This is a genomic window from Mesorhizobium sp. LNHC209A00, from assembly GCF_000502915.1.
Lineage (GTDB): Bacteria > Pseudomonadota > Alphaproteobacteria > Rhizobiales > Rhizobiaceae > Mesorhizobium.
This window is the reverse complement of record NZ_AYWT01000007.1, coordinates 234,434-260,002: the sequence shown is the minus strand read 5'-3', so window position 1 is coordinate 260,002 and position 25,569 is coordinate 234,434. Positions and strand designations below refer to the sequence as shown.

Annotated in this window: 27 protein-coding genes, 3 tRNA genes and 2 pseudogenes; 13 read left to right on the top strand and 19 right to left on the bottom strand. The window is 61.8% G+C overall.

Annotated features, from left to right (window positions below; all coding sequences use genetic code 11):
- Both tuf and X739_RS1000000170630 read right to left on the bottom strand, forming a co-directional pair.
- On the bottom strand, nt 1-1,181 hold a 1,181-nt coding region (gene tuf / locus X739_RS146585), incomplete at its 3' end, for an elongation factor Tu (RefSeq protein WP_023795145.1).
- Nucleotides 1,182-1,465: 284 nt separating this feature from the next.
- Nucleotides 1,466-1,645: a hypothetical protein gene (locus X739_RS1000000170630; protein WP_245273901.1), complete on the bottom strand. Its 180-nt coding sequence runs from the start codon at nt 1,643-1,645 to the stop codon at nt 1,466-1,468.
- Here X739_RS1000000170630 and X739_RS146590 point away from each other — a divergent pair.
- Entirely contained in the window at nt 1,590-2,438 is an 849-nt protein-coding gene (locus X739_RS146590) for a DMT family transporter (protein ID WP_348524179.1), read from the top strand. The genes X739_RS1000000170630 and X739_RS146590 overlap by 56 nt on opposite strands.
- Nucleotides 2,439-2,548: 110 nt before the next feature.
- On the opposite strand, the gene X739_RS146595 is transcribed toward X739_RS146590, so the two are convergent.
- Nucleotides 2,549-2,806: a GlsB/YeaQ/YmgE family stress response membrane protein gene (locus X739_RS146595; RefSeq protein ID WP_015318000.1), complete on the bottom strand. Its 258-nt coding sequence runs from the start codon at nt 2,804-2,806 to the stop codon at nt 2,549-2,551.
- Nucleotides 2,807-2,937: 131 nt separating this feature from the next.
- On the opposite strand from X739_RS146595, the gene X739_RS146600 reads away from it, so the two are divergent.
- Nucleotides 2,938-3,402, top strand: coding sequence for a YidB family protein (locus X739_RS146600; RefSeq protein ID WP_023773055.1), 465 nt, complete (start codon nt 2,938-2,940; stop codon nt 3,400-3,402).
- Between the two features lie 78 nt (nt 3,403-3,480).
- Here X739_RS146600 and X739_RS146605 read toward each other — a convergent pair.
- Both X739_RS146605 and X739_RS146610 read right to left on the bottom strand, forming a co-directional pair.
- A tRNA-Gly gene (locus X739_RS146605) sits at nt 3,481-3,554 on the bottom strand.
- Between the two features lie 85 nt (nt 3,555-3,639).
- Nucleotides 3,640-3,724, bottom strand: a tRNA-Tyr gene (locus X739_RS146610).
- Nucleotides 3,725-3,924: 200 nt separating this feature from the next.
- On the opposite strand from X739_RS146610, the gene X739_RS146615 reads away from it, so the two are divergent.
- Nucleotides 3,925-4,773 carry an RNA methyltransferase gene (locus X739_RS146615; RefSeq protein WP_023795144.1) on the top strand — a complete coding sequence of 283 codons (849 nt, stop codon included), beginning with the start codon at nt 3,925-3,927 and terminating at the stop codon, nt 4,771-4,773.
- Between the two features lie 122 nt (nt 4,774-4,895).
- Here the strand turns inward: X739_RS146615 and X739_RS146620 are convergent.
- The 3 genes and pseudogenes from X739_RS146620 to gcl all read right to left on the bottom strand — a co-directional run.
- Nucleotides 4,896-5,810: pseudogene (locus X739_RS146620) on the bottom strand (2-hydroxy-3-oxopropionate reductase); the annotation flags it as partial.
- A gap of 208 nt (nt 5,811-6,018) precedes the next feature.
- Entirely contained in the window at nt 6,019-6,816 is a 798-nt protein-coding gene (gene otnI / locus X739_RS146625) for a 2-oxo-tetronate isomerase (protein ID WP_023773058.1), read from the bottom strand.
- A 71-nt stretch (nt 6,817-6,887) separates the two neighbouring features.
- Nucleotides 6,888-8,669 carry a glyoxylate carboligase gene (gcl, locus tag X739_RS146630; protein ID WP_023795142.1) on the bottom strand — a complete coding sequence of 594 codons (1,782 nt, stop codon included), beginning with the start codon at nt 8,667-8,669 and terminating at the stop codon, nt 6,888-6,890.
- Nucleotides 8,670-8,877: 208 nt separating this feature from the next.
- On the opposite strand from gcl, the gene bhcR reads away from it, so the two are divergent.
- Nucleotides 8,878-9,699, top strand: coding sequence for an HTH-type transcriptional regulator BhcR (gene bhcR, locus X739_RS146635; RefSeq protein WP_023773060.1), 822 nt, complete (start codon nt 8,878-8,880; stop codon nt 9,697-9,699).
- 99 nt (nt 9,700-9,798) lie between these two features.
- A complete protein-coding gene (locus X739_RS146640; protein WP_023773061.1) occupies nt 9,799-10,221 on the top strand; it encodes a hypothetical protein in 423 nt (140 codons plus the stop codon).
- Nucleotides 10,222-10,288: 67 nt separating this feature from the next.
- Here X739_RS146640 and X739_RS146645 read toward each other — a convergent pair whose 3' ends face one another.
- The 3 genes from X739_RS146645 to X739_RS1000000168230 all read right to left on the bottom strand — a co-directional run bounded on the left by X739_RS146645 (nt 10,289) and on the right by X739_RS1000000168230 (nt 11,462).
- On the bottom strand, nt 10,289-10,594 hold the full coding sequence (locus tag X739_RS146645; RefSeq protein ID WP_023773062.1) for a BA14K family protein: 306 nt from the start codon (nt 10,592-10,594) through the stop codon (nt 10,289-10,291).
- Nucleotides 10,595-10,886: 292 nt separating this feature from the next.
- Nucleotides 10,887-11,108 carry a hypothetical protein gene (locus tag X739_RS146650; protein ID WP_023795141.1) on the bottom strand — a complete coding sequence of 74 codons (222 nt, stop codon included), beginning with the start codon at nt 11,106-11,108 and terminating at the stop codon, nt 10,887-10,889.
- Nucleotides 11,109-11,294: 186 nt separating this feature from the next.
- Nucleotides 11,295-11,462, bottom strand: coding sequence for a hypothetical protein (locus X739_RS1000000168230; protein ID WP_023773064.1), 168 nt, complete (start codon nt 11,460-11,462; stop codon nt 11,295-11,297).
- A 153-nt stretch (nt 11,463-11,615) separates the two neighbouring features.
- Here X739_RS1000000168230 and X739_RS146655 point away from each other — a divergent pair.
- Nucleotides 11,616-11,691 (top strand) — tRNA-Thr (locus X739_RS146655).
- A 102-nt stretch (nt 11,692-11,793) separates the two neighbouring features.
- On the opposite strand, the gene X739_RS146660 is transcribed toward X739_RS146655, so the two are convergent.
- Both X739_RS146660 and X739_RS146665 read right to left on the bottom strand, forming a co-directional pair.
- Complete coding sequence (locus X739_RS146660) at nt 11,794-12,363, bottom strand: DUF2569 family protein (protein ID WP_023795140.1); 570 nt, start codon at nt 12,361-12,363, stop codon at nt 11,794-11,796.
- A 124-nt stretch (nt 12,364-12,487) separates the two neighbouring features.
- Complete coding sequence (locus X739_RS146665) at nt 12,488-13,102, bottom strand: TetR/AcrR family transcriptional regulator (RefSeq protein ID WP_023773066.1); 615 nt, start codon at nt 13,100-13,102, stop codon at nt 12,488-12,490.
- 90 nt (nt 13,103-13,192) lie between these two features.
- Between X739_RS146665 and X739_RS146670 the strand changes: the two genes are divergently transcribed.
- The 5 genes and pseudogenes from X739_RS146670 to X739_RS01000000166325 all read left to right on the top strand — a co-directional run bounded on the left by X739_RS146670 (nt 13,193) and on the right by X739_RS01000000166325 (nt 17,876).
- A complete protein-coding gene (locus X739_RS146670; RefSeq protein WP_023795139.1) occupies nt 13,193-14,278 on the top strand; it encodes a spermidine/putrescine ABC transporter substrate-binding protein in 1,086 nt (361 codons plus the stop codon).
- A 12-nt stretch (nt 14,279-14,290) separates the two neighbouring features.
- Nucleotides 14,291-15,151 carry an ABC transporter permease gene (locus X739_RS146675; protein WP_023795138.1) on the top strand — a complete coding sequence of 287 codons (861 nt, stop codon included), beginning with the start codon at nt 14,291-14,293 and terminating at the stop codon, nt 15,149-15,151.
- A gap of 2 nt (nt 15,152-15,153) precedes the next feature.
- Nucleotides 15,154-15,936: an ABC transporter permease gene (locus X739_RS146680; protein WP_023783934.1), complete on the top strand. Its 783-nt coding sequence runs from the start codon at nt 15,154-15,156 to the stop codon at nt 15,934-15,936.
- Nucleotides 15,933-16,997 carry an ABC transporter ATP-binding protein gene (locus X739_RS146685; RefSeq protein ID WP_023795137.1) on the top strand — a complete coding sequence of 355 codons (1,065 nt, stop codon included), beginning with the start codon at nt 15,933-15,935 and terminating at the stop codon, nt 16,995-16,997. The genes X739_RS146680 and X739_RS146685 overlap by 4 nt, the downstream gene beginning before the upstream one ends.
- Nucleotides 16,998-16,999: 2 nt before the next feature.
- A pseudogene (locus X739_RS01000000166325) lies at nt 17,000-17,876 on the top strand (MBL fold metallo-hydrolase).
- A gap of 183 nt (nt 17,877-18,059) precedes the next feature.
- Here the strand turns inward: X739_RS01000000166325 and X739_RS146690 are convergent.
- The gene (locus X739_RS146690; protein ID WP_245273899.1) at nt 18,060-18,227 is read right to left on the bottom strand and encodes a hypothetical protein; all 168 of its coding nucleotides are present in this window, start codon (nt 18,225-18,227) and stop codon (nt 18,060-18,062) included.
- A gap of 357 nt (nt 18,228-18,584) precedes the next feature.
- On the opposite strand from X739_RS146690, the gene X739_RS146695 reads away from it, so the two are divergent.
- Both X739_RS146695 and X739_RS146700 read left to right on the top strand, forming a co-directional pair.
- Entirely contained in the window at nt 18,585-19,358 is a 774-nt protein-coding gene (locus X739_RS146695; protein ID WP_023773072.1) for an NAD kinase, read from the top strand.
- A gap of 192 nt (nt 19,359-19,550) precedes the next feature.
- Entirely contained in the window at nt 19,551-21,134 is a 1,584-nt protein-coding gene (locus tag X739_RS146700; RefSeq protein WP_031241235.1) for a DEAD/DEAH box helicase, read from the top strand.
- A 145-nt stretch (nt 21,135-21,279) separates the two neighbouring features.
- Here the strand turns inward: X739_RS146700 and X739_RS146705 are convergent, their stop codons facing one another.
- The 5 genes from X739_RS146705 to prfB form a co-directional block, all read right to left on the bottom strand.
- Nucleotides 21,280-21,885 (bottom strand): hypothetical protein, encoded by a 606-nt coding sequence (locus tag X739_RS146705; RefSeq protein WP_023773074.1) that lies wholly within the window; start codon nt 21,883-21,885, stop codon nt 21,280-21,282.
- Nucleotides 21,886-22,141: 256 nt separating this feature from the next.
- On the bottom strand, nt 22,142-22,792 hold the full coding sequence (locus X739_RS146710; RefSeq protein WP_023773075.1) for an OmpA family protein: 651 nt from the start codon (nt 22,790-22,792) through the stop codon (nt 22,142-22,144).
- 133 nt (nt 22,793-22,925) lie between these two features.
- Nucleotides 22,926-23,294 (bottom strand): GFA family protein, encoded by a 369-nt coding sequence (locus X739_RS146715; RefSeq protein WP_023773076.1) that lies wholly within the window; start codon nt 23,292-23,294, stop codon nt 22,926-22,928.
- 115 nt (nt 23,295-23,409) lie between these two features.
- Nucleotides 23,410-23,778 carry a hypothetical protein gene (locus X739_RS146720; protein WP_023773077.1) on the bottom strand — a complete coding sequence of 123 codons (369 nt, stop codon included), beginning with the start codon at nt 23,776-23,778 and terminating at the stop codon, nt 23,410-23,412.
- A gap of 591 nt (nt 23,779-24,369) precedes the next feature.
- Nucleotides 24,370-25,501, bottom strand: a protein-coding gene (gene prfB, locus X739_RS146725; protein ID WP_015318029.1) for a peptide chain release factor 2 whose coding sequence is annotated in 2 segments (ribosomal slippage) — nt 24,370-25,434 and nt 25,436-25,501 — 1,131 coding nt in all. Because the reading frame shifts where the segments join, the coding sequence is not laid out codon by codon here.
- Between the last annotated feature and the right edge of the window lie 68 nt (nt 25,502-25,569).

Genomic DNA, 25,569 nt, shown 5'->3' with positions numbered 1-25,569 from the left:
TCTTTGATGGTGACGACGATGCCGGCACCGACGGTGCGGCCGCCTTCACGGATGGCGAAGCGCAGCTTCTCTTCCATGGCGATCGGCACGATCAGCTCGACATCGACCGTGATGTTGTCGCCGGGCATCACCATCTCGGTGCCTTCCGGCAGCGACACGATGCCGGTCACGTCGGTCGTGCGGAAGTAGAACTGCGGACGGTAGTTGGTGAAGAACGGCGTATGACGGCCGCCTTCGTCCTTGGTCAGGATGTAGGCTTCGGCCACGAACTTCTTGTGCGGCTTCACCGTGCCCGGCTTGGCCAGAACCTGGCCGCGCTCGACACCTTCACGGTCAACGCCGCGCAGCAGCGCGCCGATGTTGTCGCCAGCCTGACCCTGGTCGAGCAGNTCGAGCAGCTTGCGGAACATTTCCACGCCCGTGCAGGTCGTCTTGGTCGTCGGACGGATGCCGATGATCTCCAGTTCCTCGCCGACCTTGACCACGCCGCGCTCGACGCGGCCGGTGACGACCGTGCCGCGGCCCGAAATCGAGAACACGTCCTCGATCGGCATCAGGAACGGCTTGTCCAGCGGACGAACCGGCGTCGGGATGTAAGCGTCGACCGCAGCCATCAGTTCGCGGATCGCGTCCTCGCCGATCTTCTTGTCCGAATCTTCCAGAGCGGCAAGCGCCGAACCCTTGACGATCGGAATGTCGTCGCCGGGGAATTCGTTCTTCGACAGCAATTCGCGAACCTCGAGCTCGACCAGTTCGAGCAGCTCGGCGTCGTCGACCTGGTCGACCTTGTTCAGGAACACCACGATCGACGGCACGCCGACCTGACGGGCCAGCAGGATATGCTCGCGGGTCTGCGGCATCGGGCCGTCGGCGGCCGACACGACCAGGATCGCGCCGTCCATCTGCGCGGCACCGGTGATCATGTTCTTCACATAGTCGGCGTGGCCGGGGCAATCGACATGGGCATAGTGGCGGTTGGCGGTCTCGTATTCGACGTGAGCCGTCGAGATCGTGATGCCGCGCGCCTTCTCTTCGGGCGCCGCATCAATCTGGTCATAGCGCTTGTATTCGCCAAAATACTTGGTGATCGCCGCCGTCAGCGACGTCTTGCCATGGTCGACGTGACCAATCGTGCCGATGTTCACATGAGGCTTGGTGCGCTCGAATTTACCTTTTGCCATNCTTGCCATGGTCGACGTGACCAATCGTGCCGATGTTCACATGAGGCTTGGTGCGCTCGAATTTACCTTTTGCCATAGTCTCTTTCCTTGGACGGCCTGGACCTTCAGTTCAGTCGAATGCGGGGCGATTAGCGACAAAGGCCAAAAAACACAAGCGTCTTTTGCCCGGGCGCCATCTCACTCGGCCAGAACCCATGATCCGATTGCGGGGATATGGCGCTGATATAGGGATCCGCCGTTGAAAATGGAATGGGCGAAAACCGAGGGAGCGAAGCGAGGATTGCTCAGGCCTGCACGTCAGTCGCTGTCGGATTTATCAGCGGTTCATGGCCCATTGCGGCGGCGATCCGCGTCTGATTTCCTGCGCCGATGCATTTCATCCCGACTGCCGTTCGCGGCCCGCTGTTCATGATCGTCTCGACCGGGTCGTATTTGGTCAACGACACGATGATGAAGCTCGCCACGTCGGGTTTGCCCTCCTACGAAGTGCTCTTCCTACGTGGTGCCGCGGCAACGCTGTGGGGCCTTCCGCTGTTGTTTGCGCTCGGCTACGGCAAGCAGATCCCGCTGATCTTCGACAGGCGGGTGCTGCGCAGGAACCTCCTCGAACTGGCGGCGATCCTCTGTTACGTCGTCGCGCTCGCCAACATGCAGATCGCTGATTCCACCGCGTTGGGGCAGATCACGCCGCTGCTGATGCTGGTCGGCTCCTCGATCCTGTTTGGCGAGCGTATCGGCGGCCAACGCATGGCGCTGATCGGGCTGGGCTTCATCGGTGCGCTGATGGTGGCGCAGCCGACCATGCAAGGCATTTCGGTCTACGCCTTGCTGGCGCTCGGCAACGCGACATTCGCAGCCGCGCGCGATCTGGCCGGCCGCAAGATCGCCGCCGAAGTGCCAGGAATGATCGTGGCGATCTCGGCGGTCGTCGTGGTCCTGATCGGCGCAGGCGCCGCGCATCTGGTTTCCGAGCGCTGGGTGGCGCCGGAGGCGCACCATCTGATGTTGATGGCGGGAGCCGGTTTCTTCCTGATCTTCGGCCACTTCTTCATCTTCATGGCCTATCGCGTCGGGCCGACCGGCGCGGTGGCGCCGTTCTACTACTGCTTCACGGTCTGGGCCGTCATTTCGGGCCTGCTGGTGTTCGGGCAATTCCCCAATGCACTGGCGGTCTGCGGGATCCTGCTGGTTGTCGCCAGCGGGCTGACCATCGTGTCGCTGGACCAGCGCAAGCGTCGGCTGGCCGTGGTCGCCTGATCCGCGGCGGCGCACCGGCATATAACCAGACCAACGCCGTAAGTGCAGGCAGCACCGACGGCGGATCATCGCAATTCAGGATTCGGCAGCCGATAGTCTGCCGATCGCGACTAGATCGTCCGCTTGCCCGCGAACTGATGATAGGCCCACAACACCACGACGGCGCCCACGACGGCGACGATCAGGCTATAGATGTTGAGACCGGTCACACCCGAAGCACCGAAGGCGCTGAAGATCAGGCCGCCAACTATGGCGCCGACAATGCCGAGCACGATATCCATGATCATGCCCTGACCGGTCTTGTTGACGATCTTACTGCCAATGAACCCGGCAATGACGCCGAGAATGATCCAGCTGATGATACCCATTTTTTCCTCTCCATTCCTCCGCCAACCGGACATTTTCATATGATTGTCAAAAGCTCAAGCCAGCTTGAAATTCCGCCCGAATGCGCCATTGTTGAAGGCGGGCTAGGCTTGGTTGAGATGGAGGATCCACTATGGGACTTTTTGACAACGCCGTTCCCGGCGGCAATATCACCAAACCGCTGATGATCGCGCTCGGTGCGCTGCTGGTTGGAAAGATGCTGAGCGGCAGAAGCGCCGAACAGCCGGACCAGGCTCAAGCGCCCGCGCCCGCCGATCCCACGCCCGTCGGAACCGGGTCAGGTGACGGTGGGCTGCTCGGGGGACTGGGCGGGCTGCTCGACAAGCTCAAGAACGCCGGCCATGGCAACGTCGCCGACTCCTGGGTCGGCACCGGGCAGAACCAGTCGATCAACGCCAATGAGCTGGGCAACGCGATCGGACCGCAGGTCATTCGCGAGATCGCACAAAGGACGGGGCTCGACGAGCAGGAGCTGCTCAAGCAGCTATCGGCCGCCTTGCCCGGCATCGTCGACAAGCTGACCCCGAACGGCCAGGTACCGCAACAGCACCAGGTCGCCTCCGCCTTCAACAGCTGACGCGGCGCACACCAATGCCTGAAGCGCTGCGCGCCTGCCGCGCGGTGTTTCGGCTTGCCGGTTGTGTCGCTGAAAATCTGGAGCGGGTAGCGGGAATCGAACCCGCATATTCAGCTTGGAAGGCTGCTGCTCTACCACTGAGCTATACCCGCACCTTGCACTGAAGTACCGGATTCACCCGAAAAGCGCCATGCCCTTTTCGGTCCGATCCTTACGTTCAGGCTTCCGGGCCGGCAGTGGTGGAGAGGGTTGGATTCGAACCAACGTAAGCTAAGCTAACGGATTTACAGTCCGTCCCCTTTAACCACTCGGGCACCTCTCCAGTCTGCCGCCGGAGCCATGCAACGAGGCATTCTTGCCGATCCGGACCCGAGATAGATGTCTTCTCCGAAACCAGCGAAGCGCCTTATGGCGGCAAGGCCATTGGGTGTCAACCGCGCGGCCACGGTTTTTCGATGTTGTTCGCCGGCTGCGGCGACAGGGCATATCCTTGGCCGGAGGAGACGGCTATAGAAGCCGGCCATGAGCAACAATTCCAACACTCCCAAAGACACCCATTACGCCAAGCTGCGCCGCGCCTTTCGCGACGAGAAGAGCGGCGGCGCGCCGGCGTTCAAGCCACGGCAACCAGTGCCACCAGGCGAAAACGTTGCCAACGGGCTGGTGCGGCTCTATGGCCTGCATACGGTGCGCGCGGCACTCGACAATCCCCGCCGCCGGATCAAGAAAATACTGGTGACGCGCAATGCGGCCGAACGGCTCGAGATCGCCGATCTCGCCGCCCTGCCCTTCAGGGCTGAACTGGTCGAACCCAGGGACATCGACAAGATTACCGGATCGGACGCCGTGCACCAGGGGGTGCTGATCGAGGCCGAGCCGCTGAAGCCCAAGGGCCTCGACGCACTTGGCGACACAAGGCTGGTGCTGGTGCTCGACCAGGTCACCGACCCGCACAATGTCGGCGCCATCCTGCGTTCGGCGGTCGCTTTCGGCGCTGGCGCGCTGATCACCACGGCGCGCCACAGCCCGCAGGAGTCAGGCGTGCTGGCAAAATCCGCCTCCGGTGCGCTTGAGCATATCGATCAGGTCGAGGTGAAGAACCTCGCCGATGCGCTCGGCCAGTTGCACGAAGCGGGCTTCCAGACCATCGGGCTCGATTCGGACGGGCCGGCTGAGCTCGAAACCAGCTTTGCCGGCGACAGGATCGCCTTGGTGCTCGGCGCCGAGGGCAAGGGCCTGCGGCAGAAGACGCGCGAGACGGTGACGACGCTGGCCCGCCTCGACATGCCCGGCGCCATCCGCTCGCTCAATGTCTCGAACGCAGCGGCGGTGAGCCTTTATGCGGCGCGGGCATTTCTGAAGCGCGGCTGACAGGAAGCGGCAAGCGCCTCCCGCCAGAAATCAAAACGGGTCCCGGCGATGCTTGCCGGAACCCGTTGCTGGGTTAAGACAGAAGTTGACGGCTTGGGAACGTTGAGCCGCCCTCTTCCGACCTATGCCGCTTTGATTTCTTTTGCCTCCCTGCCGATTTCGAAATTCGCCATCCGCTCCAGCGCCCTGACCAGCGCGGAGTGATCTTCCTTCGCGCCGCCATTGGCGGCGCAGGAATTGAACAGTTGCTGGGTGGTCGAAGTGTTGGGCAGCGACACACCAAGCGCCTTTGCTCCCTCCAGCGCCAGGTTGAGGTCCTTCTGGTGCAGTTCGATGCGGAAGCCCGGCGCGAAGGTGCGCTTGACCATGCGCTCGCCATGCACTTCGAGAATGCGCGAGGCGGCCAGCCCGCCCATCAGCGCCTGCCTGACCTTGGCTGGGTCGGCCCCCGCTTTCGATGCAAAAACAAGCGCTTCGGCGACGGCTTCAATGGTCAGCGCGACGACGATCTGGTTGGCCACCTTGGTGGTCTGGCCGACACCATTGGGCCCCACCAAAGTGATGTTCTTGCCCATTTTCTCGAACACGGGTTTTGCGCGCTCGAAGGCTGGTTCCTCACCACCGACCATGATGGTGAGCGAAGCCGCCTTGGCGCCGACCTCGCCGCCGGAAACCGGCGCGTCGAGATAGTAGCAACCGAGATCGTTGATCCTTTTGGCGAATTCCTTGGTCTCGATCGGCGAGATCGAACTCATGTCGATCACCAGCTTGCCCTTTGTCAGTCCGGACGCGACGCCGTTGTCGCCGAACAGTACATCGGCCACCTGCGGGGTGTCGGGAACCATCAGGATGATGATCTCGGCGGCGCTCGCGACGGCGGCATGGCCGGCGACCGACTTCAGACCCTTGGCGACGAGATCGGCCGGTGGTCTTGAGCGGTGGTCGCTGGCGATGACGTTGTAGCCGGCCGCCAGCAGATGCCCCGCCATCGGCGCACCCATGATGCCCAGCCCGATGAAGCCGATAGTTTCCATGTGTGTTCTCCGTCCTTGTTAGGCCGCGTTCTGTGGCGCCCCTTCTGGCCTGCCAGCCATCTTCGCCACAGGTGGGGAGATTGGCAGCTTCGGCGCGTCGCTCGCCCCTGCAACGTCGGAGGTTGGCGAAAGCCGTGATGCATTTCGATCTCCCCCCTCGTGGGGAGATGGCAGAGGGGGCGCGAACGCGAGTTCTACGAAATTCCGACGGCTACGCCGCGGCACTTCCCTGCCCGGTCAGTTCCCTGAACCACCCCAGACCGGCTTCCGTCCCTGCCTTCGGCTTGTACTCCGCGCCGATCCAGCCGGAATAACCAATCCGGTCGATATGCTCGTAGAGGAAGGGATAGTTGATCTCGCCCGTACCCGGCTCGTGACGGCCGGGATTGTCCGCAAGCTGGATATGCGCGATGCGGCCGAGGTTTGCCTCGATCTTACGGGCGAGATCCCCCTCCATGATCTGCATGTGGTAGATGTCATATTGCAGGTATAGGTTCTTCGAGCCGACGCGGTCGATCAGCGCCAGCGCCTGGTCCGAGTAGTTGAGGAAGAAGCCCGGGATATCGCGGGTGTTGATCGGCTCGATCAGCAGCTTGATGCCGGCTTGGTCGAGTTTCTCCGCCGCGAAAGCCAGGTTCTCGGCAAAGACATCCTCCAGCACCTTGCGGTCGACGTTGGCTGGCGCGATGCCGGCCAGGCAGTTGACCTGCCCGCAGCCAAGGGCCTGCGCGTAGGTGATCGCCTTGGCAATGCCCTGGCGGAATTCCGGCACGCGGTCCGGCAGCACGGCAATGCCGCGCTCGCCCTTGGCCCAGTCGCCGGCGGGCAGGTTGAACAGCACCTGTGTCAGGCCGTTCTTCTTCAGTCGGGCGGCGACCACCTCGGGCGGATGATCGTAAGGGCCGATATATTCGACCCCTTTGAAGCCGGCGCGGGCGGCGGCATCGAAACGGTCGAGGAAATCATGCTCGCCAAAGAGCATCGACAGATTGGCTGAAAAACGCGGCATTCCTTTTCTCCCTGCAGCATCGGACCCAAAAGTGGAAACAGGTTTTGGGATAATCCGATGCTCAAACAAAATCAGTCGAGCATCACGATCGCGGTCGGCGCGTCTTCCTGATGTTCGGCAAGGTCCTCGAATTCGGTGATCTTGTCGATCTCGGTCCCCATCGAGATGTTGGTGACCCGTTCGAGAATGAATTCGAGCACGACTGGAACCTGGTGTTCCTTCAGCAACCGCTGCGCTTGCTTGAAGGCGCCGGCGAATTCCTCCGGCTTGCGCACCCTGACCGCCTTGCATCCCATCGCCTCGGCGACCGCGACATGGTCGACGCCATAGCCCGCCTCCGGATCGTCGGCCCGGTTGATGTTCTCGAAGGCAAGGCTGACCTCATAGTCCATCGAAAAGCCGCGCTGCGCCTGGCGGATGAGGCCGAGATAGGCATTGTTCACGACGACGTGGATATAGGGCAGCTTGTGCTGCGCGCCGACCGCCAGTTCCTCGATCATGAACTGGAAATCATAGTCGCCCGACAGCGCCACGATGGTGCGCTCGGGATCGGCGGCGCGCACGCCGAGTGCGGCCGGCAAGGTCCAACCGAGCGGGCCGGCCTGGCCGCAATTGATCCAGTTGCGCGGCTTGTAGACATGCAGGAACTGCGCGCCGGCGATTTGCGACAGGCCGATGGTGGTGACATAGGTGACGTCACGGCCGAACGCCATGTTCATCTCCTCGTAGACACGCTGCGGCTTCAGCGGCACCTGTTCGAAATGGGTTTTGCGCTTCATCGTCTTCTTGCGGCCCTGGCATTCCCTGGCCCAGCTCGACCAGTCGCGCAGCCTGCCCGCCGTCTTCCACTCGGTCGCGACATCGAGCAGCATCTTCAGTGCCGCCCCCGCATCCGAAACGACGCCGAGATCGGGGGCGAAGACACGGCCTATTTGAGTGGGCTCGATGTCGACATGGATGAATTTCTTGCCCTTGGTGTAGACATCAACCGAACCCGTGTGACGGTTGGCCCAGCGGTTGCCGATGCCGAAGACGAAATCGGCTTCCAGCATGGTGGCGTTGCCGTAGCGGTGCGAGGTCTGCAGCCCGCACATGCCGGCCATCAGCCGGTGATCGTCGGGAATCGCGCCCCAACCCATCAGCGTGGGAATGACCGGAACGCCCGTGATCTCGGCAAACTCGATCAACAGGTCGGACGCGTCGGCATTGATGATGCCGCCGCCGGCAACGATCAGCGGCTTCTCGGCCGCGTTGAGCATCGCCAGCGCCTTTTCGGCCTGGGCGCGCGTCATCGCCGGCTTGAATGGGGTCAGCGGTTCATAGGCATCGATGTCGAACTCGATCTCGGCCAGTTGGACGTCGACCGGCAGGTCGATCAGCACCGGACCCGGCCGCGACGAGCGCATCAAATGGAACGCTTTTTGCAGCGCCATCGGCACCAGATAGGGCTCCATCACCGTCACCGCCCATTTGGCGACGGGCGCAGCGATCGCGGCGATGTCGACAGCCTGGAAATCCTCCTTGTTCAGCCGCGCGCGCGGCGCCTGTCCGGTGATGCACAGGATCGGAATGGAATCGGCCGCGGCCGAATAGAGCCCGGTTATCATATCGGTGCCGGCCGGCCCCGACGTGCCGATGCAGAGGCCGATATTGCCCGCCTTGGCGCGGGTATAGCCCTCAGCCATATGCGAGGCGCCCTCGACGTGGCGGGCGAGGACATGGCGGATCGTGCCCCTCGCCTTCAATCCCGAGTACAGCGGATTGATCGCCGCACCCGGCACGCCGAAGGCACAGGAGACGCCTTCCTTTTCGAGAACGAGAACCGCAGCATCGACAGCACGCATCCTGGCCATTTCCAGCCTCCACGAAATCATTGTTGGATGGCTAAGGATGTCACCGGCTTCTTGGTTTTTCAATTTTTTCAAAATATTTTTTCATTTCTAGAAAGCGGCTTTTACCATCTGATATTGTTGCATTTTCCCTTTTCCAGGATTTGCACCGAGAATTTCGTGAAAAACTTTTTCATTGCATCTTGGGAGAAACGGTCGAGAATGCCTGCCCATGGAAACGAGCGAAAAACGTCAGCGTGGCCGCCCGCGCGCCTTCAATGGTCCGGCCGAAGCTGCCTCGGTGCAGTCGCTCGACCGGGCCTTGCGTATCCTGGCCATTGTCGCGGAAGGCAGCGGCCTGTCGCTGAGCGAGATATCGGCGCAGAGCGGGCTTGCCGCCTCCACCGCCTACCGCATGCTGACAACACTCGAAAACCACGGCATGGTCGAATTCGATACATCGGACCAGCTCTGGTCGATCGGCGTCGAGACCTACCGCATGGGCGCGGCGTTCCTGCGCCGCCGCAAGCTGGTCGACCGCGCCCGCATCGTCATGCAGGAACTGATGGAGAAGACCGGCGAGACCGCCAATCTCGGCGTCGCCGAGGACGATTGCGTGGTCTTCGTCAACCAGGTCGAGACGCACCAGGCGATCCGCGCCTTCTTCCGGCCGGGCACGCGCAGCCCTTTCCATGCCTCGGGAATCGGCAAGGCGGTGCTGGCGCATCTCGAACCGGAGCGCGTCGGAACCATCCTACGCAAGGCGGGCCTGCAGCGCTATACCGACAAGACCCTTTCCGACATCTCCGCTCTCGCCCACGATCTGGCCGTCATCAAGCATCGCGGCTGGTCGGTCGACGACGAGGAGCGCCATCCCGGCATGCGATGCGTGGCCGCCGCCATCTTCAATGAGTATGGCGAGCCGATCGGCGGCGTTTCCGTGTCCGGGCCGACGGTGCGGGTCACGCCCGAGCGATTGGCCGAGATCGGCCCGCTGGTGCGCGACGCGGCGGCCGAAGTGACGAAAATGATCGGCGGCTCGAAGGCAGGCTGATCAAGGGATAGACTAGACGCGCCGAAAATCTGTATGCCGCCGGATGCATGGGATCTGACCGTCTTGCCGTCGCGCTCGAATGCATGCGAAAGGGGGCGAATGAGGAAAGTGGTTCAGCTTCTGCTCGCCATTTCGCTGTGCGGATGCGTGGCCGTGGCACCACGATCCGATGCCGGCGACCAGCGGGTCAATCCCATTCCGATCTCACTCGCGCTGGAGGAGATCATCACGGGCGGTATCCGCCAAAGGCTGCCGGATTCGGCCTCCGCCAGGTTCGGGACCATGCTCGCAGGCGAGCGAACTCTTGATGGCCGCCAGGAGATCGTGGTCTGCGGCACCGTCAATGCCAAAACCTCGTCCGGCGTCGGCGACAAGCCGTTCATCGCCAAGGTCTACCCGGATGCTTCAAGCCGCTTTGAACTGGTCGCGATGGGCGACGAAACCGAGGCTGCCCGGCTTCAGATTGGCGGCACCTGCCGCGCGGCCGGTCTGCCGATCCCCGACCCGAAGATGCATCTCTAGAAAGACGGTCTTCAAACGACGAAGAGGGGCTGCCTCGCAACCCCTCTTTCCAGTCGCCCGTCGCCACTCAGAGCTGGCAGTAATGGCTGTAGCCGTCGCGGCCGATATAGGTGTCGGAGTCCGGGTCGTAGCTGGAGTAGCGATCGAAGCAGCGGCGGACGTGCCAGGAACCGCCATCTTCATCGACATAGACGGTGCGCGGCGGCTGCTGGGCAAGCAGGCTGCCGAGAACGAAACCGCCGACGCCGGCGGCGATGCCGATGCCGAGGCCGTGGTGATGCGAGTGGGCCGCCGAGGGCTGGACGGTGCCGACCAAAGCGGCGGCGGCGACGGTGGTGGCGATGAGGCCGGAAACGACTGTGCGCTTGAACATGATGATCTCCTTGCTTGGTTTGGAGAGGCGAGCCATCCGCCTCTTGATGATCTGTCGTTGCGGCAAGGAAAAAGGTTCGACGGGTTTTTGATTTTTTCGAAGTAGCAGGAATTCGCTGCCTAAAAGGCGCGGCGACCCTCGCCGGCGTTGATCATCCATTCCGGCGCTTCAGGCACCTTGCGCCGATCGGTCATCGTCCGTGACGGCGACAGGAGGCGCCGTATCAGTGAGAAAAGGGCGGCCGAAGCCGCCCTATCCTGGATTGGTTTTCAATCAAGCCGCCAGGCTGCGCTCAATAGAGGATGATGTGGCGGTGGTGGTGACGATGATGGTGATGGCCATAGACCCACCAGTAATCGGGATAGTCCGGGTAATCCTGGTAGTAGAGGTAGTCGTCGAAATGACGATGATGATGATGCATGCCATGAGCCGACGAGGACTGAACCGTGCCGGCGAGCGCGCCGGTTGCGACGACGATTGCGACGATGCCGGAAACGAAACTGCGCTTGAACATGATGACCTCCTGGATCTCTGATCGAGGCGACAATTCGCCTCCGAGGATCAGTCGGCGCGCCGCGGCAAAAGGTTCGACAGATCTGGAGATTTTTTGACGCACTGTTGGCGAAACAGAGTAGGCAGTACCGGCTCACGCCATGACCGGTAGCAATTACTCACTACTCACTACTTACTACTCACCCACTCAGCCCATGCCGGTGATATGCCGAAGCCAGAAGGCGAGCGCGATAAAGCCGATGATGGTGGTGACACCTGTCCAGTCGACATTGGCCTTCTTCACATCGCTGATGAGCTTCACCAGCAGCATCCACGCCACGACGACGATAGGGAGAATGACGACAAGCCTGATCATGCGACACTCCGTTCAGCGCATTGCACTTACCCTGATGTAAGAAGCGCGTTCCCAGATTTCAGCATGCGGCTATGGCATCATCCACCACAGCTGATGCCCAAAAACGGAGTTTTGTCTTTACTGGCGCAACAAATATGCTAACCGGAGCGCCGTGCCCTTGTAGCTCAGCTGGTAGAGCAGCGGTTTTGTAAACCGAAGGTCGGCGGTTCGATTCCGTCCGGGGGCACCAGCCTACTCTCTTCGAGCTCCGGGTGGCGGGCCACCCCGAGTCCCTTGACGCAGGAGTGTCCTCCGAAACCCCCGTGTGGGGCGATTACGATCGCCACAACCTCTACGAAGCGCTCGCGATCTGGGCCGACACGTTCGTCCTGGTGAACGTATTCCTCACCCTCACAGACTTATAGATATAAGCGGCCCAGATGCCGGTCACCACAAACGAAGCTATGGGTGTCGCCAGCGCGTCGCCTGCGAGCACCTCGTTCACCGGAACGCCCAGAATTGACGAAGTCCAGATCGTATCGAGGATAAACACAGCGGGAATTGCAATCCATTGGCAGAGAAACAATTGCGGGAATCGACGGCTTCGCCGCAGCATTGAAACCAGCACCACCAGCTGAAGCGCCAGAAACGCCAGATTGAGGGCAACCTCGCCGTACACAGCCAGAGAGCCGTTTGGGAGGGTCATGATTTTCTGGTAGCCGTCGGCGGAATTGGCGAAATGGGCGAGCGTGCGCAGCGGTGACAATGTCTGGCCGATAGCCAGCAGCATCAGCCAGCCACCGAAGCCCACAAGAACCTCAGGATTTTGTGACGGCTTTGCTGCCGACCGGACAGCAAAGACAACAGGCACGCCGATCAACAGCAGCACGATCGCCCAATGCCAGATAGAAAACGTCCCCATTTACACTTCTCCTTCTTATGCTCCTCTAGGTTGTATCAGATTTCAAATTCAACTCAAGGGCAATCATCGCGTAAGACGCCGTCCGATGCCGAAGCGACGACTTCTCCTGCCTACTCCTGACGCCTCACACTCCGATCGCCGCCACCAATATCCGGTTCTGTCGCCGTATCGCGGCCCTCAACTCCGGTATCCTGGCGTCGTCCCGCTTCACGAATTCGATGAACATCATGTTCATGTTGTTGAAGATCAGTTCGCCGAGCGCCGTGCCGTCGATATCCTGCCGCACAAGGCCGATCTCCTGCAACCGGGCGATCAGCGCGCGGATCTGTTCGGTAAGCGAGCGGTCGAGGCCAGTGTAGCTTTGGCCGAACGGGCTGTCGGGCAGTTGCGTCGATATCGCCATCGCCTGCCGCCACATCTCCTTGCTGAGATAGTTCAGCGAGTGCTCGATATAGATGCCGATCAGCGTGTCCAGCGCGTCGCCGACATTGGCGGGCGGCCGGGCGACCACGCCGCGCCCGGCATTGAGCACCTCGTTGACTTCCATCGAGACGATGGCGCCGAGAATGTCGCCTTTGTTCTGGTAGTAATTGTAGATGGTGCCAATCGAGACTTCGGCTTGCGCGGCGATCGTCTCGATCTTGGCGCCCTCGTAGCCGGCCTCGCGAAAAAGCGCCGCCGCCGACTCTATGATGCGGCGGTGACGATCCGCCTTTTGCCTTGCCCGCAATCCGCTCATATCAGCCTCTTGCCACGAAAACAGAATTGACTCAATTTTAGAATTGGTTCAATTTTTTGCAAGAAGCCACGAAGGCAAGGAGAACACTCGATGGCCCTCAAATCCAGGAATGCGCTTTCAATCCTGAAGCGCCAGCTGTACGCCGCGTCCGCCGCCACGGCATTGCTGCTTGCGGCGGGCAGCCTTGCCGACGCCGCCGATCTCAACGCGCTGATCTGGTGCGACCATTCCGATCCGGCGCTGCTGCAGCCTTTCGAGGAGGCCAACAACGTCAAGGTCAATGTCAAGGAATTCGAAGGCACCGGGGCTGGGCTGGCCATCGTCGAGCAGTCGCAGCCCGGCGACTGGGATGTGATGGTGATCGATAGCATCGACGTGCCGCGCGGCGTCGAGAAAGGCCTGTTCGAGCCGCTGCCGGAAGACAAGCTGCCGTTCGCCGACCTCTTCCCGCAGGTGAAGATGGACGGCTCGACCGTTGTCGGCGGCAAGCGCTACGGCATCACCGAAAAATTCGGCTACAACACGATCGGCTTCAACAAGACAAAGGTCGACCCGGCGGACATGCAATCCTTGGCGTCGCTGAGCGGCGACAAATACAAGGGCAAGGTCGCCATCTACGATTATTATCTCCCCGTCATCGGCATGGCGGCATTGGCCATCGGCAAGAAGACGGCCGATCTCACCGATGCCGACCTGCCCGCGCTCAAGGAAGAGCTGCTCAAGATGAAGGCCAATGCCAAGCTGGTCGGTGAAGTCACAGCCAGCCAGACCGCGCTGGCGACCGGCGAGGTCGACATATTGGTCGGCGGCGGCGAATGGGTGACGGCGGGGCTGGCCAAGGAAAACCCGGCGCTGGACTTCTCCATTCCGAAAGAAGGTGCGGTGCTGTGGTCGCAGTCGCTCGCCATGTTCAAGGATTCCAAGAACAAGGACATGGCGCTGAAATTCATCCAGTACATACTGAGCCCCGAAGGCCAGGCACGGCTCGCCACCTCGTCCTGTTACTGGGGCATGCCGTCCAACACCAAGGCCGCGTTGACCGATGACCAGAAAAAGGTCCTGCGTTTCGACGAGCAGCCCGGCTTCCTCGCCCGTGCGCAGGCCTATCCGTCGCCGAATGCCGAACTCGACAAGAAGATGCAGGATATGTGGACCGAAATGCTGCAGGCCAAGTGAGCCGATACGCTGATGAGCGCTGCGGGAAACAATGAGGGCGCGCGGACAGGCCGCGCCCTTCCCTGGGCGCTGGTCACGCCGGCAGTCGGCTGGACGCTTCTCTTCTTCGTGCTGCCTTTCGTCGCCATGGGGCTTTCGAGCTTCACCGCGCAGGAGGGCGGCGGGGGCACCCTGTCCAACTACAGCCAATTCTTCAACAACCCCGCCTACTGGCAGGCGATGGTGAACTCGCTGCAGGTGACGGCGATCGTCACCGTGGCTTCCGTGTTGCTTGCCTATCCCTTCGCCTGGATTCTGGCCGAACAGGTTCCTGAACGCTGGCAGCGGCTGGCGCTGATGCTGGCCGTGCTGCCGTTCTGGACCTCCTATGTCGTGCGCTCCTACTCCTGGCTGCTGGTGCTGGCGCGGAACGGCGTCATCAACCGGGCGCTGACTGGCATCGGTATGGTCTCCGAACCGCTGCAGCTCGCCAATACGCGCCTGGCCACCGTCACCGGCTTCGTGCATTTCTTCGTCATGCTTTTGACGCTGACCATCTTCGCCAATCTGAAGCAGCTCAGCCCCAGTTACCGCAAGGCCGCCGCAGATCTCGGCGCCGGACCCGTGCGCACCTTCCTGCATGTCATCCTGCCATTGACCTTGCCCGGCATCATGGTCGGCGCTTTTCTCACTTTCGTGCTGTGCATCGGCGACTACATCACGCCGCAGATCCTCGGCGGGAACAACGAGCTTCTGATGCCGCAGTTGGTGATGATGCAGATTGGCCGGCGCGGCGATTTTCCATTGGCCTCGGCGCTGTCGATCATCCTGATGGCGGTCGTGACCATCGCCTACCTCGCCTGCGCCCGCTGGCTGAAGATCGAGCGGACCTGATCATGCGCAGCATTGCCCGCATCGCTTCCTGGATTTACGCGCTTGCCGTCTACGGCTTCATCTTCCTGCCGGTCGTCGTGCTGGTGCTGTTCTCGCTCCAGTCGACGTCCTTCCCCATTCCCCCGTTCACGGGCCCGTCGCTGCGCTGGTACGAGGCGGTTCTTTCCGATAGCCGGCTGACCTCGGCGCTGGTCAATTCGCTGCTGGTCGCGGTGCTTTCCTCGGCTGTAGCGGTCGTGCTCGGCTTCCTGTCGGCCTGGGGGTTCGCGCGCTTCGTCCTGCCAGGCTCGGGCCTGCTGCGTGGGTTGATCACCTTGCCGCTCACCGTCAGCTATCTCATCATCGGCATGGGGCTGCTGGTGCTGTTCAACTGGGCCGGCGTGCCGAAATCGCTGCTTGCCGCAGGCATCGGCCATGTCGTGATCAACCTGCCGCTGTGCTTCGCCATCATCTACAGCCAGTTGGGCGACCACCAGATCAACATCGAGCGCGCCGCGCGCGACCTCGGCGCGCCGGAATGGAAGGTGCTGCTGTTGATCACCGTGCCAGTCATGGCGCCGGCCATTTTCGCCGGCTTCTTCCTGTCGATGACCTTCTCCTGGGACGAGTTCGTGATATCCTTCCTGCTGACGCGCTTCGAGACCACGCTGCCGGTGGAGATCTGGAACCTGCTGCGCTCCGGCCTCAACCCCAAGACCAACGCGGTCGGGTCGCTGGTCTTTGCCGTCTCGATCGTGCTGGTGGTTTTCTTCGAACTGACCTTGCTGCGGAGAAAGCCGGCATGAATTCGCCCCTGGTCGATATCCGCGACGTCTCGCACCGCTTCGGCCAACATCCCGTGCTGAAGAATGTCTCGCTGACGATAGCCGCCGGCAGCTATACGATCCTGCTTGGACCATCCGGTTCCGGCAAGACGACGCTGCTCTCCATTCTCGGTGGTTTTGTCAATCCGAGCGAAGGCAAGGTTCTCATCCGCGGTCAGGACTGCACCTCGGTGCCGCCGGCCAAACGCCCGACGACGACAGTGTTCCAGGATTATGCGCTGTTCCCGCATATGAGCGTCGGCGGCAATGTCGGTTTCGGCCTGCGCATGCAAGGTATCGACGGCGCGACGCGGGCGGCAAAAGCGCGCGAAGCCCTGACCCTAGTGGGTCTCGCCACCGCCTTCGACAAGAAACCGCACCAGCTTTCCGGTGGCCAGCGCCAGCGCGTCGCCCTGGCGCGGGCGCTGGTGATCGAGCCGGCGGTGCTTCTGCTCGATGAGCCGCTCGGTGCGCTCGACCTGAAACTGCGCCGCCAGATGCAAGACGAATTGAAGGCGATCCAGAAGCGGGTCGGCACCGCCTTCATCCATGTCACTCATGACCAGGAAGAAGCGATGGCGCTGGCCGACCATTGCGTGGTGATGAATGACGGCCGCATCGAGGACGAGGGGCCGCCCGAGCGCGTCTATGCGAGGCCGGCGACGCGTTTTTCCGCAACGTTCATGGGCGAGAGCACGATCCTTGCCGGCACTGTCATCGAGACCATGGACATGACGAGCATCGTCACGACACCGGTCGGACCGGTTTCCTTAGCCAGTGCCTTGCCGTTGGGGTCTACCGCCGCACTGGCGATACGCCCTGAGCACCTTGTGCTTGGCGCTGTGTCGGCTGGCACGAAGCTCGGCAAGGCTGATGTGAGCGACGTCGTTTTCCAGGGTAGTTTCAAGCGCGTGCTGGCGACCTCCGTCGAAGAGCCCTCCCTGCGGTTTGTCGCCAAGCTGCCGGCAACCGCCATCGTCCATGCGGGCGACAGGGTCGCGATTTCGTGTGATACCGACCAGATCATCGTGCTGACGGATTGAACATGAGTATGCTTGCGGTCATCGAGGCACCGGACTGGTACGAAACAATCCGCATGGGCGACGGCATCACGCTGATCCACGAGCCATGGATAAAACCGTTCTTCCGCTGCAATATGTGGCATGTGCGCGGACGCGACCGCGATCTCCTGTTGGACACCGGCCTCGGTCATTTCAGCCTGCGCACCCATGTGTCCCTGGTCAGCGAACGCAAGCTGACCTGCGTTGCCAGCCACACGCATTTCGACCATATCGGCTGCCACCATGAGTTTTCCGATCGCTGCGTGCATTCGGCCGAAGCGGCAATCCTGGCCGATCCGCGCAACGAATGGACCGCTGCCGGCACCTATGCGACAGAAGAGATGTTCGATGGCTTGCCGCGGGGCTGGGACACGGCGCGCTATCGCATCCAGCCCGCGCCGACCGACCGTATGCTCGCGCATGGCGACATCATCGATCTCGGCGACCGGGCTTTCGAGGTCGTCCACACGCCAGGCCATTCGCCGGGCGGCATTGCGCTCTACGAGAAGAAGACCGGCATCCNGGGCTTTCGAGGTCGTCCACACGCCAGGCCATTCGCCGGGCGGCATTGCGCTCTACGAGAAGAAGACCGGCATCCTGCTGTCCGGCGACATCATCTATGATGGCCCGCTGATCGACGATGTCTACCACTCGGACATACCAGATTACATGGCGACGCTGCTCGCCATGCGCGATCTCGACGTCTCGGTCGTCCATGGCGGCCATTTCCCGAGTTTCGGCAAAGTGCGCTATGGCCAGCTGATCGACGAATATCTGGCGCAGAAGCGACAGGCCGGCTGCCATCTGCGGCAGGCCGGAAGCGTCGCCGACAACCACTCCTCCTCGTCGCCGCGCGGTTGAAAGCGCTCTCCCAGGCCGACAATGTCCGAGCCGAAAAAACCGATTGCGTTGATCGAAAAGCAGGACGCCTGGTCTCCCGGTCCGGCACGCGAAAGTCTTCCACTCCAGAACGCCGCCGGTCAATTCGGCGCATGCTCCTTCCCAGGAGAGGAGGGAACAGAATCGGATTTCAGATCCGAAGCCCTACAGCGCCCTTTGCGGGCAAGGCATGCCGGCGGCATCGCCGCAACGTGACGCCGTGGGGATCGGCCTGGCGCTCATTTCTTCCGACTGGCGCACCAGTTCGGCGAAGACAAGCGCGAAACTTCCCAGCATGACAAAGACGATGATCAGGCGTGCTACCGGCAACATGTCGGCCTCGTCTGGCTGGCGCATATCCCCTGGCATCGGGAACCGCGGGATCACGCACACAAATCTGAACTGCCGCAGCGTCCATTGCGTCCCAAAGGACAAGGTGATGCTGCGGGCGCCCCACGCCACCCATGCCGGCTAACATGATCGATCCGGCTTTACGAGACCTTAAGCCCGGCCTTAACCATCACATTCGCTCGCGCCATGACATCAACCGCGAGCGGCTGGTGCGGCGGCCCTGCCGCACCCTCGCCTCATGGGCTGACATAGGCTCTCTTTGCAGACCTGCCTGCCCATGCTACCCCGGCGCTGGCGCGCCAGAACCTGCCGGCGCCAATTGGTCGCGATCGGGGAACCATGAGCACAGCCACCAGCAGCATTGCCTTCGTCTCGTCCGACACAACAGACGCCAAGGCGGCGCTGGACAGCCTGTCGGCACGCTACGGCCAATGTTCGGTCGCCGAGGCGACCGTCGTGGTGGCGCTGGGCGGCGACGGCTTTCTGCTGCAAACCTTGCGCGACACGATGGGTACGGGAAAAAAGGTCTACGGCATGAACCGTGGCACCATCGGCTTCCTGATGAATGAGTACCGGTCCGGGGGACTCACCGAGCGCATCGCTGCCGCGGTCGCCGAAACGATCCGCCCGCTGGAGATGCTGGCGACCACCTCGGATGGCGAACACGTCACGGCACTGGCGATCAACGAAGTCGCGCTGTGGCGCCAATCCTATCAGACGGCCAAGATCCGCATCAGCATCGATGACCAGATACGGCTGGAGGAACTGAACTGCGACGGCGTCATGATCGCGACGCCGGCCGGATCGACCGCGTATAATCTTTCGGCCCACGGCCCGATCCTGCCTCTCGACGCGCCGCTTTTAGCTCTCACGCCGGTCAGCCCGTTTCGTCCGCGACGCTGGCGCGGCGCATTGCTCTCCAACAAGGCGACCGTGCGCTTCGACATTCTGGAGTCGGAAAAGCGGCCGGTGAACGCGGCCGCCGACCACACGGAGGTCAAGGCGGTGACCTCGGTCACGGTGCGGGAATCGCCAACGGCCACCGCGACTCTGCTGTTCGATCCCAACCACTCTTGGAACGAACGCATCCTGGCCGAACAGTTCCGTTACTGAGCCGGCACAGGGATACGAGGCCGGATTGAGCATCGCGATTAAGGTTACAACTTCACAATCGTGCCAATCCTGCCCGTTTCTGTTGACAAATCGCGGGCTTGCGCCTAATCGCAATACCAATCTTGCAGGCGCGTGGCGCTTGCCGCGACGAATGACGTTGCGCTTCCCCGAACCAGCCAAAGACAGCAACACTTGTCCTCAGACACGACGATCGCTCAAGAAGCGTTGACCTTTTCAGACCTCGGCCTGTCGCCGAAGGTGCTTTCCGCAGTCACCGATGCCGGCTATCTCCAGCCGACGCCGATCCAGGCTGGTGCGATCCCGCACGCCTTGCTCGGAAAGGACGTGCTGGGCATTGCCCAGACCGGCACCGGCAAGACCGCGTCCTTCGTGCTGCCGATGCTGACCCGGCTGGAAAAAGGCCGTGCCCGCGCCCGCATGCCACGCACGCTGATCCTGGAGCCGACGCGTGAGCTTGCCGCGCAGGTCGAGGAAAACTTCGTCAAATACGGCAAGAACCACAAGCTCAACATCGCGCTGCTGATCGGCGGGGTGTCGTTCGACGAACAGGACAAAAAGCTGGAGCGCGGCGCCGATGTGCTGATCGCTACGCCTGGCCGTCTGCTCGACCACCGCGAGCGCGGCAAGCTGCTGCTCAACGGTGTCGAGATCCTCGTCATCGACGAGGCGGACCGCATGCTCGACATGGGTTTCATTCCCGATATCGAGCGGATCTGCGAGATGATCCCGTTCACCCGGCAGACGCTGTTCTTCTCGGCGACCATGCCGCCAGAGATCACCAAGCTGACGGAAAAATTCCTGCATGCGCCGGTGCGCGTCGAGGTCTCCAAGGCCGCTTCGGCGGCCACCAACATCATCCAGCGGTTGGTCAAATCGGGCTCGAAGCCTTGGGACAAGCGTGAAACGCTGCGAAACCTGATCAAAGCCGAGGATGCGGAGCTGAAGAACGCGATCATCTTCTGCAACCGCAAGATCGAGGTTTCGGAGCTGTTCCGCTCGCTGCTGAAATATGATTTCGATGCCGGTGCGCTGCATGGCGACATGGATCAGCGCGCGCGCATGCAGATGCTGGCCAATTTCCGTGACGGCAAGCTGCGCTATCTCGTCGCCTCGGATGTCGCCGCGCGCGGCCTCGACATTCCCGATGTCAGCCATGTCTTTAACTACGACGTGCCGATCCATGCAGAGGACTATGTCCACCGCATCGGCCGCACCGGCCGTGCCGGACGCTCGGGCAAGTCCTTCACCATCGCGACCAAGTCCGACACCAAATATATCGACGCCATCGAACGGCTGATCGGGACCAAGATCGAGTGGCATGACGGCGACCTGTCGACGGTGGTTGCCAGCGAAGGCGAGGACGATGCTCCGCGCCGCGGCAAAGGCGCGCCGCGCCGCGCCGGCCGCAAGGACGAGGACCGCAACGACAGAGGCGGGCGCAAGAAGGGCGGCGAGCGTCGCGGCGGACACAGCGAGGAAGATGCCTCGGCCGTGGCTGCTCAACCGCAGGAGCAGCCCGATGTAGCGGAGACGGCCGATGTAGTCGAACGGCGCGCGCGCAAGGATGCAATCCGCTCGGAAAACACCGATCGCAAGTCGTCAGACCGCAATGAGCCGCGCGCCCCTGAGCGCGGTGACACCAGGCCGCAGCGCAGCAACAGCCGCCCTGCCCGCCACCATCAGGAAGACAACGACGCCACAGTCGGCTTCGGCGACGACATGCCGGCCTTCATGCGCATCGTCGCCAAGGTCTGATTCCAGCCAGCAAAGCGCCTGGCCGGCTTGCCTTCCTTTGCCCGGCAGCCGAAAGCATTCGAGGAAAAGGCGCATAGCGCTCTTCCTCGCGAATTGCGGAAACGAAGACGTGGGGCGATTCAGGCGAGCGCTGGTCCGCTCCAGTTCACATCGGCCCGGGCATCATCTTGGTCGGTTTTTCCAGCATAGGAAACTCGGCCCTGTTGCATTTCACCTTCGGGTTCGTCGGACTGAACATGCCGTTCGGGTTGTCATCGAGCCAGGCATGAAGATCGTAGTGGACGAACTCCTTCGGGATGAGCGGGTAGTGTCCTTCCATCGGGCCCATGAAGGTTTGACCAAATAGCTTCGGCGGCGCCTTGATGTCCGGGGTTAGCGGCACCAGCCATTCCACGCCGACCAACTTCAGGCCTTTCTTGGTCGGCTCGTAGATCAGGACGTTGGGCTTCATCGGGTCCAGTTTCTGGCCGACGCTTGGAACGTTGACGAAATGGATGCCCATGGCGCCTTTCGGATAGTCCATGGAGCCGGGTATCTTTTCTCCGCTGTAGTAGACGCAGCCGACCGTCGAGAGATAGAGATCGCGGACGGCGGCGGTGTAGTCCTGATATTTGGCGAGCGATTTTTTCAACGCGTCGATGTCGGCCTTGTTGGCGTCCTCGGCATGAGCCGTGGCGAGGCCCAACCATGCACCTACAACACCTGTTAAAGCGAGGACGCCGCAGCGCCCAAGGCTGGCTGTTCTTGTCATGCATTCCTCCCAGATTTCATGATCTGGCCGTGCAAGAGCGAGGCGGCGGCAAAGACGTCGATTGCGCGGCCGATTAAACCGCCCCATCCCCTTTGGAACGCGGCAATGCTAATCCTTTCCACGGCTTCGGAAAAGAACTTATTAGATCTTGCTAATTTTATTTCACTGCTGTCACGAGACTGGGAACGCCAATATACCCCTGGACGAAAACGGCCCCCATTGGAGGCCGTTTTAGCGTCACAAGCACAATTCAGCTTTAGGTGAGCGGCGAAAGCTGGATCTCGACGCGTCGGTTCTGGGCCCGGCCCTCGGCCGTGGCATTGGAGGCGACGGGCCTGGTCTTGCCAAATCCGGTGACGGCGAAGCGGCGCTGATCGACGCCCTGGCCGGAGAGATAATTGGCGACCGCCAGTGCACGGCGCTGCGACAGGTCGAAATTGTGCTGGTCGCCACCGGTCGAATCGGTGTGGCCGAAAACGTCGACCGTGGTCTGCTTGAACTTCTTCAGCACCAGCGCCACCGAATTCAGCACCTGGTAGAAGCCGGGCTTCACCGCGTCCTGGTCGGTGTTGAAGGTGATGTCGGACGGCATGTTGAGGATGATCTGGTCGCCGCTGCGGGTGACGCTGACGCCGCTGCCCTCGAGCTGCCGGCGCAGTTCGGCCTCGTTCTGGTCCATCGTGGCGCCGATGGCGCCGCCGGCCAGCGCGCCGATGCCGGCGCCGATCAAGGCATTGCGGCGGTCATTGCCGCCGGCAAGCAGACCAAGGCTGGCACCGGCCAGAGCGCCGAGGCCCGCGCCCGCCGCCGTGTTGGAAATCTTCTGGTCGCCCGTATACGGGTCGGTGGTGGTGCACGCGGTCACGAGCAGAGCCGTCGCCATAACGACGAGCACGGTCTTCTTCATAGGATGGTCCCTCTCCAAGTCACGCCTTACGATGGCGCCAAATCAGCCCTTGCCGCGACTTGTACCATGAAATGCGGCGAAAAACGGAACGGGAAAAGCGCCTGCCAATTATCCAGTTGGCCGCCTGGTGTGGCTACCAGAGATTCTTGCCGTCAATGACCACCACTTCGACCTTGTCGAGATCGAAGTCATCGAACAGCCGCGCGTTGACGCTGATCTTCGGATTGTCGAAATCCGGCTCGCCGGTCGACCAGTCCGGCGTTTCAGTGAAGGTGCCGCAGCCGCAGGTTGCGCAAAAACCATGCTTTACGGTTTTTGAGCCCCACTGATAAAAGGAAACATTCTTCAGCGGCGTGACGAGCTTGAACTGCGATGGGGTATAGTAGGCCCAAAGCGAGCCGCGTTTCGAGCAGAACGAACAGGTACATTGCGTCACCGTCTGCGGCGCTTCCGACATCTCGAACATCGTCGCCTTGCAGTGGCAGCTTCCCTTGATGGCCATGAATATCACCTCTCCATTGTCCGCCGCCCAAGCGGCAAGGCACCATAAAGAAGCGATCCTGACAACTGGCCGTCAGCAGGCTTTTGCGCCAATGCACTTCAACAGTCGGCGCGGCTCAAAATGAGCGCGGCGGCACGAACAGACATATCGTCTTGCCGGCATCGAGACCGGCCTGATGCGCGCACCAGTGAAATTCGCCGTCAGGGCTGTCCTTGATGCGCTTGTCCGTCATCGGAACGACTTCGCCGGTGCCGGCAATCACATAGCCCTCGGGCTTCTCCAGCACTTCGCCGGTATGCGTGGCACGACAGTCATAGTTGGCGCAGCAGGCGAACGGATAACTCCAACCCTGCGGCTTTGCCTCCGTGGGCTTGGCATCATGAGCAAAGGCCGCAGGCGCGAACATCGCGACGGCAAACAGAGAAAACATAAGTCGGCCGACCGGTTGAACGGCTCGGGCCGATCTGGGCGTGGCAGCAGACATGGGACGTTCCTTTCGAGCGTCAAGCTTTTCGCCTGCCCGTTCCCGGAACGTGTCTTCCCAGTGGCCGGATCATCAGTCGCAGATATGCCGCGTCCGGCCATAAATGCTTTTTGTCTCCCAGCATTTGGATGCTGGGCTGATTCCTTGGTCGGCGCAAGAAGCCGCTGCGCCCAGATAGGGGCGCACGCCATAAGCACACTGCTACCGCTGACGAGATTCAAGCCAGGTAAGTTCCCGGCAGGCGGGGCATGCAAACAACGGGATTGGTCCCGGACTAGTTCCAGCCGGTCAAATCCAATCACATGCTCTTGATTGACCGCGACAGTTCCGACGATCGCCCGCAAAGGAGGATCAGCCGCCATGCAGCCGACGAAGCCATGGGCAGCCGGCCGAACGGCGAACACTCGCCGCGCCCGCCTTGGAGCAAGAAAAGCCCCCTTCCCGCACCAGAGCAAAAGCGAATCCGGACCCTTGCGATCACCGCGAACTTGGCGCGCCGCACCGGCTAGCACTTGAGGCCAACACCGGGCGCCGCACGATAATACGTCCGCTTTTGCGACGGGGCTCGCGATCATTGCCCGCGCAAGCAGCCTAATCCAGGTCCGCCACCGCTTCGCCCGCGCCGCCCTCGATGCGTTGCGACAACGAGGCTTCCATGAAGTCGTCGAGGTCGCCGTCGAGCACGCTCGACGGGCTGGTGCTTTCGACACCGGTGCGCAGATCCTTGACCAGCTGATAGGGCTGCAGCACGTAGGACCGTATCTGGTGGCCCCAGCCGATGTCGCTCTTCGATGCCTCGGTGGCGTTGGCCACCGCTTCGCGCTTCTTCAGCTCTTCCTCGTAGAGGCGCGAGCGCAGCATTTCCCAGGCCTTGGCCTTGTTCTTGTGCTGCGAGCGTTCGGCCTGACAGGCGACCGCGATGCCGGTGGCGATGTGGGTGATGCGCACGGCCGAATCGGTGGTGTTGACGTGCTGGCCGCCGGAACCCGATGAACGATAGGTATCGATGCGCACGTCGGATTCGGAGACGTCGATCTCTATCCTGTCGTCGACCACAGGATAGACCCAGACGCTGGAGAAGGACGTATGACGGCGCGCATTGCTGTCATAGGGTGAGATGCGCACCAGACGGTGGACGCCGGATTCGGTCTTCATCCAGCCATAGGCATTGTGGCCCTTGATCAGCAAGGTCGCGGACTTGATGCCAGCCTCTTCGCCGTCGTGCACTTCAAGCACCTCGACCTTGAAGCGGCGGCGCTCGGCCCAGCGCGTGTACATGCGCAACAGCATCGAGGCCCAATCCTGGCTCTCGGTGCCGCCGGCGCCGGCATGGATTTCGAGATAGGTATCGTTGGCGTCCGCTTCGCCCGAGAGCAGCGTTTCCACCTGTCGGGCCTTGGCCTCGCCCTGCATCGAACGGATCGCGGCTTCGGCTTCGGCGACGACGCCTTCGTCGCCCTCTTCCTCGCCGAGCTCGATGAGACCGATATTGTCTTCCAGCGCCTGGGTCAGGCCCTTGACCGCCGCGATGCCTTCCTCGAGCCCCTGGCGCTCGCGCATCAGCTTCTGCGCTTCCAGCGGTTCGTTCCAGAGACTGGCGTCCTCGGCACGCACGTTCAGGTATTCAAGCCGCTTTATGGCCTGATCCCAGTCAAAGATGCCTCCTCAGCAGGGTTATCGCCTGCCTGATCTCGTCGACGATATTCTGCGTTTCCGCGCGCATGGCCTGATGTTTTGTCCTGTTGCTGAATGACGCTTCGGTCGGCGCGATACATAGGGACGGTGCCGCCA

Bases quoted from the DNA above. Each gene is read 5' to 3' on its own strand.
- X739_RS146595 (WP_015318000.1), bottom strand. From the start codon at position 2,806: ATGGGTATCATCAGCTGGATCATTCTCGGCGTCATTGCCGGGTTCATT.
- gcl (WP_023795142.1), bottom strand. From the start codon at position 8,669: ATGGCCAGGATGCGTGCTGTCGATGCTGCGGTTCTCGTTCTCGAAAAG.
- X739_RS146615 (WP_023795144.1), top strand. From the start codon at position 3,925: ATGAGCAACAATTCCAACACTCCCAAAGACACCCATTACGCCAAGCTG.
- X739_RS146685 (WP_023795137.1), top strand. From the start codon at position 15,933: ATGAATTCGCCCCTGGTCGATATCCGCGACGTCTCGCACCGCTTCGGC.
- X739_RS146665 (WP_023773066.1), bottom strand. From the start codon at position 13,102: ATGAGCGGATTGCGGGCAAGGCAAAAGGCGGATCGTCACCGCCGCATC.
- X739_RS146670 (WP_023795139.1), top strand. From the start codon at position 13,193: ATGGCCCTCAAATCCAGGAATGCGCTTTCAATCCTGAAGCGCCAGCTG.
- X739_RS146710 (WP_023773075.1), bottom strand. From the start codon at position 22,792: ATGAAGAAGACCGTGCTCGTCGTTATGGCGACGGCTCTGCTCGTGACC.
- X739_RS1000000168230 (WP_023773064.1), bottom strand. From the start codon at position 11,462: ATGATCAGGCTTGTCGTCATTCTCCCTATCGTCGTCGTGGCGTGGATG.
- X739_RS146640 (WP_023773061.1), top strand. From the start codon at position 9,799: ATGAGGAAAGTGGTTCAGCTTCTGCTCGCCATTTCGCTGTGCGGATGC.
- X739_RS146690 (WP_245273899.1), bottom strand. From the start codon at position 18,227: ATGTTGCCGGTAGCACGCCTGATCATCGTCTTTGTCATGCTGGGAAGT.
- otnI (WP_023773058.1), bottom strand. From the start codon at position 6,816: ATGCCGCGTTTTTCAGCCAATCTGTCGATGCTCTTTGGCGAGCATGAT.
- X739_RS146675 (WP_023795138.1), top strand. From the start codon at position 14,291: ATGAGCGCTGCGGGAAACAATGAGGGCGCGCGGACAGGCCGCGCCCTT.
- X739_RS146600 (WP_023773055.1), top strand. From the start codon at position 2,938: ATGGGACTTTTTGACAACGCCGTTCCCGGCGGCAATATCACCAAACCG.
- X739_RS146650 (WP_023795141.1), bottom strand. From the start codon at position 11,108: ATGTTCAAGCGCAGTTTCGTTTCCGGCATCGTCGCAATCGTCGTCGCA.
- X739_RS146660 (WP_023795140.1), bottom strand. From the start codon at position 12,363: ATGGGGACGTTTTCTATCTGGCATTGGGCGATCGTGCTGCTGTTGATC.
- X739_RS146680 (WP_023783934.1), top strand. From the start codon at position 15,154: ATGCGCAGCATTGCCCGCATCGCTTCCTGGATTTACGCGCTTGCCGTC.
- X739_RS146715 (WP_023773076.1), bottom strand. From the start codon at position 23,294: ATGGCCATCAAGGGAAGCTGCCACTGCAAGGCGACGATGTTCGAGATG.
- X739_RS146695 (WP_023773072.1), top strand. From the start codon at position 18,585: ATGAGCACAGCCACCAGCAGCATTGCCTTCGTCTCGTCCGACACAACA.
- bhcR (WP_023773060.1), top strand. From the start codon at position 8,878: ATGGAAACGAGCGAAAAACGTCAGCGTGGCCGCCCGCGCGCCTTCAAT.
- X739_RS146645 (WP_023773062.1), bottom strand. From the start codon at position 10,594: ATGTTCAAGCGCACAGTCGTTTCCGGCCTCATCGCCACCACCGTCGCC.
- X739_RS146590 (WP_348524179.1), top strand. From the start codon at position 1,590: ATGATCGTCTCGACCGGGTCGTATTTGGTCAACGACACGATGATGAAG.
- X739_RS146720 (WP_023773077.1), bottom strand. From the start codon at position 23,778: ATGTCTGCTGCCACGCCCAGATCGGCCCGAGCCGTTCAACCGGTCGGC.
- X739_RS146705 (WP_023773074.1), bottom strand. From the start codon at position 21,885: ATGACAAGAACAGCCAGCCTTGGGCGCTGCGGCGTCCTCGCTTTAACA.